Origin of the sequence: Pontibacter qinzhouensis (assembly GCF_008017455.1) — a bacterium.
Lineage (GTDB): Bacteria > Bacteroidota > Bacteroidia > Cytophagales > Hymenobacteraceae > Pontibacter > Pontibacter qinzhouensis.
The window spans coordinates 1-13917 of the sequence record NZ_VRTY01000131.1 but is presented as its reverse complement, the minus strand read 5'-3'; the positions used below and the strand labels follow the sequence as shown (position 1 = coordinate 13917).

Below are 13917 nucleotides of genomic sequence, written 5' to 3'. Positions count from 1 at the left end.
CAAAAGGATGGTGGCCGCTCCTCCACATCCCTATAAAATGGTTATTGCTTAAGTGCCTAATTCAATTATTTCATTAGGATATTTGAATATTAGCCGAAACATAATTTATATTGTGAGGTAACTACAGTAAACTACTAAAGATAATTAATGGAAGCACTGGAAGGTAAACAACGCGTTATTATTGAAAATGTGAAACCGCAGCTTAATTGCGGAGATTATCCTGTAAAAAGAATAGTAGGGGAGGAACTGAGAGTTACAGCAGATATTTTCACAGATGGCCATGATGAAGTAAAAGCTGTTCTACGCTATAAAAACGCTAAAAAGAAGAAGTGGGAGGAGGTGCCGATGCACTTTCTGGGCAACGACCACTGGGAGGCCCGGTTTGCTCCGGATAGCATGGGGCGCTTTGAATATACGTTGCTTGGCTGGATAGACCATTTTTATACGTGGCAGAAAGGACTCAAGAAAAAGTACGAGGCAAACCAGGATATAAAGCTGGAACTGCAGATTGGGGCCCAGCATCTGGAAGAAGCAGCTGCCACAGCAAAACCAGGTCAAAGCAAACGCCTGAAGAAGTGGGCTCAGGAGTTGCAAACTTCTGCCTCAGACGCGGATGCCGTAGCACTGGCTACCGGAACTGATGTAACAGAACTGATGAATGCTTGCTCTGAGCGTAAAAATGCTACTACTTACGGCAAGGTACTCGAAGTTGATGTGGAACGTAAGAAAGCCCTATTCAGCACCTGGTATGAGTTCTTCCCAAGATCGGCTGCACAGGAAGCTGGCATGCACGGCACTTTTAAGGACTGTGAGCGCCTGTTACCCCGCATTGCCGAAATGGGTTTCGATACTATTTATCTTCCCCCTATTCATCCGATTGGCAGGGAGTTCAGAAAAGGAAAAAATAATGCCGTAACCGCTCAGTCTGGTGAGCCGGGGTCGCCATGGGCTATTGGCGCTGCTGAAGGTGGTCATAAAAGTATTTTACCTGAGTTAGGCACCCTAGATGATTTCAGAAGCTTTGTGGCTGCAGCACGCGAGCACGGTATTGAAATAGCACTTGATTTTGCCATACAATGTGCACCAGATCATCCGTATGTAAAGGAACATCCGCAGTGGTTTAAGTGGCGGCCGGACGGAACCGTGCAGTATGCCGAAAACCCTCCCAAAAAATACCAGGATGTACTGCCTGTTAATTTCGAGACAGAAGACTGGCAGAACCTTTGGCGGGAACTGAAGAGTATACTGGACCATTGGATTGCGCAGGGTGTGCACATTTTCAGGGTTGATAATCCGCATACCAAAACCTTCGGGTTCTGGGAGTGGTGCATAAAGGAAATCAGAAGAGAGCATCCGCAGATCATTTTTCTGGCAGAAGCCTTTACCAGACCACGTGTAATGGAACGGCTTGGTAAGATTGGCTTTACCCAGTCTTACACCTACTTTACCTGGCGCAACACCAGTCAGGAAATGCAGGAATATCTTACTGAACTTACCCAAACAGAGATGCGGGAATATTACCGACCGAATTTCTGGCCAAACACCCCGGATATTTTGCCTGTTTCGTTGGTAGAGGGAGGCGAAGCTGGCCATATTGCACGTGTGGTTATGGCTGCTACATTATCTTCGAATTATGGCTTATATGGCCCTGTTTATGAGTTCGGGATAAATGTGCCGCACCCTGGCAAAGAGGAATACACTGAGTCTGAAAAATACGAAATCAAACATTGGGACTGGGGCCGCAAAACTAAAATAAGCGAGGTTATTACGCTCATCAACAAAATCAGGAAAGTTAACCCCGCCCTGCAAAGCACCTGGAATATTCAGTTTGCCAACACCGACAACCCGCACCTGCTGGCTTATGCCAAAACAGACGAAGCCTCTGGCAACAAACTGCTGATGGTCGTGAACATGGATCCGCACCATGTGCAGCCGGGATGGGTACAGGTACCTTTGCAGTTGTTCGGAATTTTAGTAGACCAGCAGTATATTATGCACGACCTGCTGACAGAGTATAAATACACCTGGACCGGCGAATGGAATTATGTAGAGCTGCGGCCGCATGAAATGCCGGTACATGTTTTCAGGCTCGAAGAAGCCAATGAAGGCATGGGGCACCAGGAATTAGACGACACCTTTCTCCCACAATAAGCTGGGAAATCCTAAATAATTCATTTAAACCTACTATGGCAGATAAAGAAACGCTGTTAGACGACAACATTCATTGGTACAAAGATGCGATCATCTACGAATTGCACATTAAAGCTTTTAAAGATGGCAACGGTGATGGTTACGGGGACTTTAAAGGATTAATGCAAAAGCTGGACTATCTGGAAGACCTGGGTGTGACGGCTATTTGGCTTTTACCTTTTTACCCGTCTCCGCTTCGCGACGATGGCTATGATATTGCGGATTATTACAATATAAATCCTTCGTATGGAAACATGCAGGATTTCAAGCTGTTTGTGAAAGAGGCGCATCGGCGTGGGCTGAAGGTGATTACGGAGTTGGTTATTAACCACACCTCCGACCAGCACCCTTGGTTCCAAAGGGCCAGAACTGCCAAGAAAGGCTCTCCTTACCGCGATTACTATGTTTGGACCGATGACCCGAACAAGTACAATGAAGTAAGGATTATTTTTACCGATACGGAACCTTCTAACTGGACCTGGGACCCGGTGGCAGGCCAGTACTACTGGCACCGTTTCTTCTCGCACCAGCCAGACCTGAACTACGATAACCCAAAAGTACAGCAGGAGGTGTTCAAGATGCTAGAATACTGGCTCGACCTGGGAGTAGATGGTTTCCGGTTGGATGCTGTGCCTTACCTGTTTGAGCGCGATGGTACAAACTGCGAAAATTTGCCTGAAACACACGCCTTTTTAAGAAAGCTGCGTGCCCACGTAGACAGCAAGTATACCGGAAAGTTGTTGTTGGCTGAAGCGAACATGTGGCCTGAGGACTCCGCTTCTTATTTCGGAAACGGAGACGCCTGCCATATGAACTACCACTTCCCGATAATGCCTCGGCTCTTCATGTCGCTGAAGATGGAAGACAGGTACCCGATTATTGATATTTTTAACCAGACACCACCTATACCGGAAACCTGCCAGTGGGCCATGTTCCTGAGGAACCACGACGAATTAACCCTCGAAATGGTAACCGACGAAGAGCGGGACTACATGTACAAAGTGTACACCAAAGACCCGATGGCGAAAATTAACATTGGTATCCGGCACCGGCTGGCCCCGCTCCTAGGGAACGACCGGGCCAAAATTGAGCTCATGAACGTGCTGCTTTTTTCGATGCGCGGAACTCCTGTGGTGTACTATGGCGATGAAATCGGGATGGGGGATAACTACTATCTCGGTGACCGGGACGGTGTAAGAACCCCGATGCAGTGGAATGATGATCGCAATGCCGGTTTCTCGACTGCTAACCCTCAGAAACTCTATCTGCCAATTATCATCGATCCGGAATATAAATATGAATCGGTAAACGTAGATACGCAGGAGCATAATCCGAATTCGCTTTTATGGTGGACCCGCCGCATTATAAACATGCGCAAACGCTACAAGGCTTTCGGTCGCGGAACTATTAAGTTCCTGAGCCCTTCTAACTCCAAAGTTCTTGCTTTTGTACGGGAGTACCAGGACGAAACCATACTGGTGATCGCCAACCTGTCACGTTTTGCTGAGGCTGTGGAACTGGACCTGCATGAGTATAAAGGTCGTATTCCGATGGAGGTTTTTAGTAAAAACAAATTCCCGGTAATTAAGGACGATAGCTACCTGTTTACGGTAGGTACGCATGGGTACTATTGGTTTGAGCTGCAGCCGCAGGAAGTAGGAGGTACCTTCGAAACAGACAAGCAGAGACCTGAAGTGCAGTTAACCTCGCTTCGGGCCGCTTTAGCGCCTAAAGTGCTGAAGGAACTGGAGTCGAAGGTGCTGCAGAAGTACCTGATGCGCAGCCGTTGGTTTGGCGGAAAAGCCCGTACCATGCAACGCCTGCAGATTGTGTCTAATGTGCCGCTTCAGGTAGGTAAACAAGGTGCCTCGCTGCTCCTGATAGAAGTAAACTACAACGAAGGTCTGCCGGAGCTTTACCAGTTACCGATAGCTTTTGCCTCTGGTGAGCAGGAAGAAGAGCTTATCAATACCCATCCTAACAGCATTATTGCACGCGTTGCCTTAGATGGTAAAGAGGGCATTCTGTTCGATGCCATGTATTGGGAAGATTTCCGCCTGATGCTGTTTCAGGTAATGGCGAAACGCAAAAAAATCAAGACTGACAGTGGCGAGCTGGTAGGTACAAGTAACAAGCAAGTAAGCTCTGTTCTGAAGGACTCTACCCAGCCGTTCAGCTCCCGCATACTTAGTGCAGAGCAGAGCAATACATCGGTGCTTTACGGTAACCAGTACTTTATGAAAGTGTACAGAAAACTCGACAGGGCCATGAACCCGGATGTAGAGGTTATTCAGGCCCTTTCAGAAAAAGCAGGGTTCGAGTTTGTACCGAAGTTTATGGGTACCCTGGAGCAGCATGAGGCACGCAAGCAGCCTATGGTCCTGATGATGCTGCAGGAACTGGTGCCGAACCAGGGCGATGTGTGGGTATATATGGAGGATGCCCTGAAACGATTCTTCGAACGCCTGCTGACGCAGGATGAACGCCTGAATCCGAAGAAAATGTTCGGAACGCTTTCCAAACCTATAGCTTTTTCTGAAGTGCCGGAAGAAGTGCAGATGCAATTGGGTGGCGCACATGTGGAGCGTGTAGAACTGCTGGGCCAGCGTACAGCCGAAATGCACCTGGCACTGGCAGGTATCGACCACAAGGATTTTGCGCCAGAAGACTTCTCCCTGCATTACCAGCGCTCGCTTTACTCTTCGCTCACGTCTCTTGTGCGCAGCAGCTTCGACTTACTGCAGAAAAAGATGAACGACCTGCCAGAGTCAATTAGAGCTGAGGCAGAGGAAGTATTACAGATGCGCGGTCAGGTTCTGGAGCAGCTTAAAATGATTTTCGCCAGGAAAATTGATACCCAGAAAATACGAACCCACGGCGATTACCACTTAGGTCAGGTTCTATTCACGGGTCGTGATTTTATGATCATCGACTTTGAAGGGGAACCAGCACGCTCATTCAGCGAACGCCGCCTGAAGCGCTCACCACTCCGCGACGTAGCCGGTATGATTCGCTCCTTCCATTATGCGGTGTACAATGCACTCTTCCAGCAAGGTTCCTTCCGGAAAGAAGACAGCCAGTACCTGGAGCAGTGGGCAGAGCAATGGTACCATTATGCGAGCGGGTTCTACATGCACCGGTATCTCGAAAAGGCCAAAGGCCAGGGCATTGTACCAGCCAGCGAAGAAGATTACAACGTGCTGATGGAGACATTCCTGCTCGAGAAGGCAATTTACGAATTAGGATACGAATTGAACAATCGTCCTGATTGGGTGCTAATCCCGATCAGAGGCATAAAATATATCATGAGGAAGTATCAGAATGGCTAAAAAGAAGATAGATCAGACAAATACAGACAAGGAGAACACCACACCTGCTGCCAAGACCAGCTCCAAAAAGGGTACATCTAAAGCTGCTGAAAAGGCTGCATCTGAATCAGGTGCCACTGCTGAACCTAAAAAAACAAGGGCCCGTCCTAAAGCTGCAGAAGCTGTAAACCTATCTGATGCTCCGGCACCAGATGGGGTTACGGCTTCTCCTAAAAAGAGAGCGAATGCTAAAGCAAAGCAAGCAGAAACCGCTATACCGGTACCTGCCCCGAACGAAACGCCTATTCCGGTAAAGAAGACCAGGGCAAAAAAAGCACCAGGTGCTGCTCCTGCTATCGAGCCGGTAGTTACGCCTGAGTCTGCGCATGAAGAACATGACCTATTAGCTGCGCAGGAGGCCCCGGCAGAAGAGATAAACAAAATAGTGTATGGTGTAAGCCGGTTCACAGACTTCGATATGCACCTTTTCAGAGAAGGTAAGCATTTCTCCCTGTACGAGAAGCTAGGTTCACACATCATGACCCATGAGGGCACTACAGGCGTTTATTTTGCTGTTTGGGCGCCAAATGCTGAACAAGTTTCAGTTATCGGCGATTTCAACTTCTGGAACCGTGCAAGCCACCCGCTACAGGCACGCCCCGACGAATCTGGCATTTGGGAAGGTTTTATTCCGAATGTTGGCCATGGCATGCTGTACAAATACCACCTTAAATCGAGGTTTCATTTGTACCATGTAGAAAAAAGCGACCCCTTTGCCTTTGGCAGAGAAACCCCACCACTAACAGCCTCTGTTGTAACAGACCTGAATTACAAATGGGAAGATAACAACTGGCTGGAGTACCGCAAAAGTCAGATCGGGCAGCCACAGCCTTACTCAGTGTATGAGCTGCATATCGGGTCGTGGCGCAGAAGGCCGGAAGACAATAACAGGCCGCTGACTTACCGCGAATTGGCCGAAGAATTGCCAGGTTACCTGAAGGATATGGGCTTTACGCACGTAGAGTTCATGCCGATTATGTACCACCCTTTTAACGGATCTTGGGGTTACCAGGTAACAGGCTATTTTGCAGCCGCCAGCCAGTACGGTTCTCCTGCCGACCTCATGCACCTGATCGATGTGCTGCACCAGCATGGTATAGGTGTTATTCTGGATTGGGTGCCATCTCACTTTCCTTCAGATGAACACGGTCTTGTTTATTTTGATGGTACACACCTTTTCGAGCACGCCGATGCCCGCAAAGGCTTTCATCCTGACTGGAACAGTTACATATTTAACTACGGTAGAAACGAGGTACGCTCGTTCCTGATCAGTAACGCGCTGTTCTGGCTCGATAAATACCATGCCGATGGGCTACGTGTAGATGCTGTTGCCTCTATGCTCTACCTCGACTACAGCCGCAAAGAAGGCGAGTGGATACCAAACGAGTATGGCGGCCGCGAAAACCTGGAGGCAATTTCGTTGCTGAAAGACTTTAACTATGCGGTGCACGATAAATTCCCGGATGTTAAAACCATTGCCGAAGAGTCAACTGCCTGGCCGGGTGTTACCAACTCTATCGAAAATGGCGGCCTAGGATTCGACATGAAATGGATGATGGGTTGGATGCACGATACGCTCACCTATTTCTCCAAAGATCCTATTTACCGCAAGCACCACCAGGGCGATATCACCTTCAGTATTATATATGCCTTTTCGGAGCGGTTTATGTTGCCACTCTCGCACGACGAAGTAGTGCATGGCAAAGGCTCCTTGTTGCGTAAAATGCCTGGCGATGAATGGCAGGCATTTGCCAACCTGCGGGCGCTGTATGGGTACATGTATGCCCACCCAGGAGGTAAATTAATGTTTATGGGAGGCGAAATCGGCCAAAGCAGCGAGTGGAACCACGACAGCAGCGTAGACTGGCACCTGTTGCAGTTTGGCTACCACGCAGGCGTACAGCGTACGGTAAACCACCTGAACGAAATTTACAAAAACGAACCGGCTCTTTACCGTTACGACTTCAGTGATCGCGGTTTTGAGTGGATTGACTACAACGATGCCCATAACAGTGTTATGAGCTTTATGCGGAAAGGCGATGGGTTAGGCGAAATGATTTTGGTGATTGCCAACTTTACACCGATGACCCATAACCACTACCGTTTAGGTGTACCTGTGGCCGGGCGCTGGCTCCAGATCTACAACTCGGATGACGCCAGTTATGGAGGCAGCAATGCGCATAACCCAGAAAATCTACATTCATGGGAGGCTCCTTACCATGGCAAGCCTTGTTCTTTGGATGTGGTATTACCACCGTTATCGGTTGTTTACCTTAAGTTTATGAATTAAGGCAAGAGTGCTAAAGAAAAGCTAAAACGTTTGATTAACCTTTAGCCAAGTGAGCAGCGGCAGATACCTTTACAAATGGTAAATGCCGCTGCTTTTTTCAACTAACCCAACTCCCTGCAGAAAGGTAGGAACTTGAAATAACCTGACTAACAATTCTGCTACTTTATAAGAATCCTACAGCCTATACGCAACATCAACCAACAACCAGATTATTCAAATGAAAAAGCCCTTCCGAAGGCTTTTGGAGCTCAGAAGGGTCAAGGGTAAGAAAATTATGTGTGGCCTACTTTGATTTACGGAGCGGAAAGAGCTTAGCCATTGTTACTTTCTCTGTGGCAGAATCCTGAGGTACATCTACTTCAGAAACAGACCGCACATCTTCGACAGAATAAAATGCATTCGGGTTATAATCCCGGATAATGCCGATAACTTCGTCCAGTTTCTTGCGCTTCACGATCATAAACAGCAGATTTACCTTGCCTTTGCTGCCCCGGGCGTCTACGCAGGTAAGTCGGTAACCACGGCCCCGGAGCCGGTCTATTAATTTAGTGGCTTGTTCTACCGTTATAATGCGCACTACCACCTGCCCCAGCGCCAGTTTCTGCTCTATGCGCAGACCCATAAAATTGCCGGCAGCAAACCCACCTGCCCAAGCCAGGTACGACACAAAATTGCTCAGGTTCTGCATAACCTGCGTAATAGCAATAAGCCAGATCAGTACCTCCACAAAACCAAGTAAAGGAGCAATTTTCTTATCTCCCTTCGAAATAAAAACAATCCGAAGAGTGCCTAACGTTACATCAACTATTCTGGCCAGAAATATGAGTGCCGGAATTATAAGCCACTCCACTATTGCCGGATCAATACCTTGAAAAAAGTTCATGCACAAAATTACATGTTTAGCCCATACGTGCAGCCGTCATTTTCTAAATGAGTATAGTTTTTACTTCTGTCACCAGTATACCTTTACAAGGCAGAATGAGAGTGCCGCTCCTTATACTGCAAAAGGTGAATACGTGCTGGCATAGCATATAAAACTGCTAGTAAAAAATTATAAGACCGTTAAAGCTATCCCTTTTCTAGAAGGTTAAAAACTAAGATTTCAAAAAAAGCTAAATAAATAATTTGTTTTAAAGAAAAATTTGTAATATTCAAGCTATAATATGTAGCACTTTAAATGTTGCTATAATGAAACGAATGTTTGTACAGAGCTTAAGTTCTGATAAGCTTTAAAAGGTAGGTAGTGATTTAGATTAATAGCCTGCTAAAATAGTTTTTAAATATAAATTCTGGAGCGTGCTAATCGTATTCATCTGGTTAAGATAAACCAGTTAACATACTTAGTTGTGAAATAGGCATTATATGGCAACTGAATCAGGGCTAAGGTAAAGCAGTGCAGGAGAAAGTGAATTAGCTTAATTTTCAGGTTAGCACAGGATGCGCAATAGTTTTTAAATTCCCAATATTATTGTTAATTTAAAATATCTATTCCTTATTCGTTTATAGCGTATTTTCTATATTCATAGAACACAAAAAGTGTATGCTACGTAAGCATAAATTACATTACAAACGACCAAGTGCGAGCAATTTTATATAAATATAGAATTACATTTAAATAAAATAATCCAGACTCTTAGGGAGAGTGTTTACCATAAAACGCACCTAAAGTTGCCTGAGTACAATTTCGAGAGCAAATGGCAAAACTGATCATTGTATCAAACAGACTTCCTGTAAAACTACAGGAAAAAGAAGGGAAGATGACCTACAAACCCAGTGAAGGTGGTTTGGCAACTGGGTTAGGCTCTATCTATAAAAAGGATGACAACCTTTGGATCGGTTGGCCGGGTATGGTGGTGGAAAACCCGGAAAAACAGCAGCAGATTGCAGTTGATCTGCATGATGAAAATATGCACCCGGTGTTTCTTACTGAAACGGAAATAAGGGAGTTTTACGAAGGCTTCAGCAACGAAACCCTTTGGCCTACCTTCCACTACTTTAGCCAGTATGCCGTTTATGACCAGCAACTCTGGGAAACCTATGTAGCGGTTAACCAGAAATATTGCGACGTAATTCTGGAGCAGGCAGAGCCCGAAGATACCATCTGGATTCATGATTATCAGCTTCTGTTGCTGGCATCCATGCTTCGTGAGCGCTTGCCTGATGCCACCATTGGCTTCTTCCTTCACATCCCTTTTCCTTCTTACGAAGTTTTCAGGTTACTACCCTGGCGTAAGGAAATTCTGGACGGAATGGTGGGAGCAGACCTGGTCGGTTTCCATACGTACGACGATATGCGCCACTTCCTGAGCTCGGTTAACCGAATTTTGGGGCATGGCAGCATGCACGGCTGGATTAACATGGGTTCCCGCTCGCTGCTCGTCGATTCTTTCCCGATGGGTATTGATTATGATAAGTATGCGGAAATAGCAGACTCCGACGAAGTTAAAAAGCGTGAGAAAGTCTACAGAAATAACCTGAGCGATCAGAAAATCGTGCTCTCAATAGATCGCCTGGATTACTCTAAAGGCATACCACAACGCTTACGGGCTTTTGAGTTGTTTCTGGAGCAATATCCTGAGTTCCACGAAAAGGTAACACTGGTGATGCTGGTAGTGCCTTCCAGAGACGCCGTAGAAAAGTATAAGGAACTGAAAGAAGAAGTAGACGAACTGGTGGGCCGTATAAATGGCCGCTACAGCCGCATTACCTGGAACCCGATTCAGTACTTCTACCGATCTTACCCAATCGAGACGCTGTCGGCTTTTTACCGTATGGCCGATGTGGCCTTGGTTACTCCCATGCGAGATGGCATGAACCTGGTTTGCAAGGAGTATGTAGCCAGCAAGCACAACGACCCGGGCGTACTTATTTTAAGTGAAATGGCAGGTGCTTCAAAAGAACTTTCTGAAGCCATTTTGATTAACCCGAACGACATTAACCAGGTGGTGGCCTCGATGCACAAGGCGCTTACCATGCCGGAAGAGGAGCAGAAAGCCTGCATGAGCCGTATGCAGGAATCCCTGAAAAGATACAATATTCACCATTGGGTAGGTATTTACATGGATCGCCTGAACTACGTGAAGATCAAGCAAATGTCTATGGCTACCAGCTACCTCGATGAGGCAACGTTTCAGGAGATGAGCGATACGTATCAGAATGCCAGCACTCGTCTGTTCTTTCTGGAGTATGATGGCGCGCTAATGGATTACCAGGCAGATCCTTCGAGTATGAAACCGGATGCTGAACTGTTGCAGTTGCTCAGTAGCCTGAGTGCCAGTCAGAAAAACCGAGTAGTCATTGTTAGCTCCCGCGATAAAGATCATATGCAGGATTGGCTGGGTGAGCTAAACCTCGATATAATAGCCGAACACGGTGTCTGGATTAAGCAGCGCGACAAAGGCTGGAGAACCATGATGAGCCTCCTGGATACCTGGAAATCAGATATTCGCCTCATACTGGACCTGTATGTTGACCGTACTCCGGGCTCGTTTATTGAAGAGAAAGATTACTCGCTGGTATGGCACTACCGCCGTGTTGAAACTGGTTTAGGCGACCTGCGTGCACGAGAGCTCGTAAACCACCTGAACTTCCTGGCTGACAACAGCAACCTGCAGGTAATAGATGGGCAAATGGCTGTGGAGATAAAAGCGCAGGAGGTAAATAAAGGCCGAGCAACCGCACATTGGCTGAACATGTACTCCCCTGAGTTTATTATGGCCGTGGGCGACGATTGGGGCGACGAAGATATTTTCAAAGCGATGCCACGCGATGCTTATACCGTAAAAATCGGTAATTCGCACTCCATCGCTAAATACCACCTCGACACAAGCGAGCAGGCCCGCCGGTTATTAAGGCGACTAGTACAACTGCAAAAAATTCAGCAACAGAAACACGCGATTTAGTATTGAGTTTTTAACATAAAAGAGCCGCTTTCTTTTTATAGGAAGCGGCTCTTTTATGTTAGTACCCGGAGGTATTACTTATTACCAGATTCAAATCTTCTATTCGTCTATGCCCACCAGGTTCTGTCCCCTGACAGAATTATTCCTTCATCCACTCAACCTCTCATTCAATATATCTGCAAAACAATCAACAACCAGCAGCAATTATTCTAATGAAATTAACCTCCAAAAGCTTTTGAAGCTAATTAGCCTCAAGGGTTCAGGGTAGATATAGTCTGCGTCTTACCTTATCGGAATCAGAAATTGTATCACCTTTAGAAAAACGACACACGTATCATGACGCACGATTTTTTACAATTTGTATAAAAGGTGAAACAAATGCCGCTAAGTTGTGTCACTGTCTAAATTTTGCTACATGCAGATGCCAATTGGCTTAGAATAACCTGCCTTTTTCTGCATCGGCTGCTGGTGCAGGCTTTTGAGGTTCTTCGCAGTTCTCCTCGTTAAAGACCTGGTCTATGGCATGTTCGGCACTGCGTAATTTGTCTTTGCACAATTTTATAAGCTGCGAACTACGCTGCACCTTCACGGTCAGCTCATCTACATCTACTGAGTCGTTCTCTATTGCCCGCAGTATCTCCTCCAGCTCTCTGGTGGCTTCGCGGTAACTCATGCTGTTTATTTCCTTATTCGTCATTATTATCTACATTTACGACCATGCTATGGATGGTGCCATCTTTCATCTTTGTTTCAATTACATCACCGGAGGTTAGCTGGCCCACACTTTTTATTATTTTGCCATTCAGCAAGGTTAGCGTGTAACCTTTCAGTAAAAGTTTTTCGGGGTCGTTTGCTTTTATGCTAAGTTCCATCAGGTTGAGCCGGTGGTGCTGTGCCTGGATTTTTTGCCTGATACTAAACTTAAACTGATCTGACCTGGAGAAGAAGCTCATCTCGGCCTGTTTTAAACCGTCTTTAGCTTCTGTTTCGAGGCAATGCACCAGCGTGTTCAGTTCGTGTTCTTTCAGGTGCAGGTACCGCTGACTCTTGCCTTCCACGCACACCGCCAGGTGGCTCATGTATTTTTCCTGCCGGTGGAGCTGCTCTTTTGTCGCGGCCTTTATATCTCTTTCCTGATTGTTTGTCCGGTGCTTCTGCAGCTCCAGAAAAGTCTTCTGTTTCAGGAGCAGGCCTTTCGAGAGCTTGTTGAGTCGTTCGTTGGCCTCCTGCAGAAAATCGTTCGTACTGTTCGAGAGTTTCAGGCTCTGCCGCTCCAGCTTCTCGTTTGCCAGCTTCAGCATCTGCACCGAGAACATCCGGATGCTATCGAGCAGACCTTCTGCCTCAGCCTCTGCAGCCTGTAGCCGCTCTACCAGAAAATTAGCGACGGCTGTAGGAGTTTTGAGGCGGGTATGTGCCACCAGGTCGGCAATGCTCTCGTCGCGCTCATGCCCGATGCCTGTGAGCACCGGCAGCGCAGAGCGACCTATGGCAGCAGCTATGGCGTAATCGTCGAAGCAGCTGAGGTCGGTTTGGGAGCCACCGCCACGAATAATAACAATGGCATCGAAGAGGTGCTGGTGCTTTGCCACCAGCTGCATAGCTCGCGCTACAGAGGCTGGTGCCTCGTTGCCTTGTACCAGGGCCGGAAACAAGGTGGTGGCGAAGCTGTAGCCAAAGACGTTGTGCTGCAGCTGGTGAATAAAATCCTGGTAACCGGCTGCTGTGGCCGATGATATAACGGCCAATCGCTGCGGCACCATGGCTAGTTCGTGTGCCCGGTTCGCAGCCAATAAACCCTCCGACTCCAGGCGCTTCAGGGTCTCTTGCCGTTGCCGTGCCAGGTCGCCAATGGTATAATTCGGGTCGATTCTCAGAATATCGAGGCTCATGCCATACAGCTCATGAAACCTGACCTTTGCCTGGAACAGAATTTTAAGCCCTGCCTTTAGCGGCTGCCCCGTTTTCTCCTGAAAGTACCGCCCCAGCATCTGGTAACGAGTGCTCCAGATGGTTGCGCGAGCCTGTGCCAGCATCTGCCCCCTGGGGTTATCGCCTTTATCGGCAAGGGTAAGGTAGCAGTGGCCTTTTCCGCGGTCGGCATTTACCTGGGCAATTTCTGCAACTACCCAGTAACTATCCGGAAATGCCAGTTCCAGCTCTTCTT

7 protein-coding genes are annotated in these 13917 nt (G+C 47.2%); 4 read left to right on the top strand and 3 right to left on the bottom strand.

Annotated features, from left to right (window positions below; translation table 11 throughout):
- The first annotated feature begins 147 nt into the window (after positions 1–147).
- Genes FVR03_RS21965 through glgB form a run of 3 tightly spaced genes read left to right on the top strand, consistent with a single transcriptional unit; the run spans position 148 to position 7848 of the window.
- Positions 148–2151, top strand: coding sequence for an alpha-1,4-glucan--maltose-1-phosphate maltosyltransferase (locus FVR03_RS21965; RefSeq protein ID WP_147923929.1), 2004 nt, complete (start codon positions 148–150; stop codon positions 2149–2151).
- Positions 2152–2186: 35 nt separating this feature from the next.
- Complete coding sequence (gene treS, locus FVR03_RS21960) at positions 2187–5519, top strand: maltose alpha-D-glucosyltransferase (protein WP_147923928.1); 3333 nt, start codon at positions 2187–2189, stop codon at positions 5517–5519.
- Positions 5512–7848, top strand: coding sequence for a 1,4-alpha-glucan branching protein GlgB (gene glgB, locus FVR03_RS21955; protein WP_147923927.1), 2337 nt, complete (start codon positions 5512–5514; stop codon positions 7846–7848). Before treS ends, glgB begins: the two co-directional genes overlap by 8 nt.
- Positions 7849–8131: 283 nt before the next feature.
- Here the strand turns inward: glgB and FVR03_RS21950 are convergent, their stop codons facing one another.
- The gene (locus FVR03_RS21950; protein ID WP_147923926.1) at positions 8132–8731 is read right to left on the bottom strand and encodes a DUF2179 domain-containing protein; all 600 of its coding nucleotides are present in this window, start codon (positions 8729–8731) and stop codon (positions 8132–8134) included.
- A gap of 811 nt (positions 8732–9542) precedes the next feature.
- Here FVR03_RS21950 and FVR03_RS21945 point away from each other — a divergent pair.
- Complete coding sequence (locus tag FVR03_RS21945; RefSeq protein WP_147923925.1) at positions 9543–11750, top strand: bifunctional alpha,alpha-trehalose-phosphate synthase (UDP-forming)/trehalose-phosphatase; 2208 nt, start codon at positions 9543–9545, stop codon at positions 11748–11750.
- Positions 11751–12183: 433 nt separating this feature from the next.
- Here FVR03_RS21945 and xseB read toward each other — a convergent pair whose 3' ends face one another.
- Complete coding sequence (gene xseB, locus FVR03_RS21940; RefSeq protein WP_147923924.1) at positions 12184–12447, bottom strand: exodeoxyribonuclease VII small subunit; 264 nt, start codon at positions 12445–12447, stop codon at positions 12184–12186.
- Positions 12437–13917 (bottom strand): exodeoxyribonuclease VII large subunit (xseA, locus tag FVR03_RS21935; RefSeq protein WP_147923923.1); only part of this gene is annotated, 1481 nt, incomplete at its 5' end. The genes xseA and xseB, both read right to left, overlap by 11 nt.

Coding starts and splice junctions, on each gene's coding strand:
- FVR03_RS21965 (WP_147923929.1), top strand. CDS start 148: ATGGAAGCACTGGAAGGTAAACAACGCGTTATTATTGAAAATGTGAAA.
- treS (WP_147923928.1), top strand. CDS start 2,187: ATGGCAGATAAAGAAACGCTGTTAGACGACAACATTCATTGGTACAAA.
- glgB (WP_147923927.1), top strand. CDS start 5,512: ATGGCTAAAAAGAAGATAGATCAGACAAATACAGACAAGGAGAACACC.
- FVR03_RS21950 (WP_147923926.1), bottom strand. CDS start 8,731: ATGAACTTTTTTCAAGGTATTGATCCGGCAATAGTGGAGTGGCTTATA.
- FVR03_RS21945 (WP_147923925.1), top strand. CDS start 9,543: ATGGCAAAACTGATCATTGTATCAAACAGACTTCCTGTAAAACTACAG.
- xseB (WP_147923924.1), bottom strand. CDS start 12,447: ATGACGAATAAGGAAATAAACAGCATGAGTTACCGCGAAGCCACCAGA.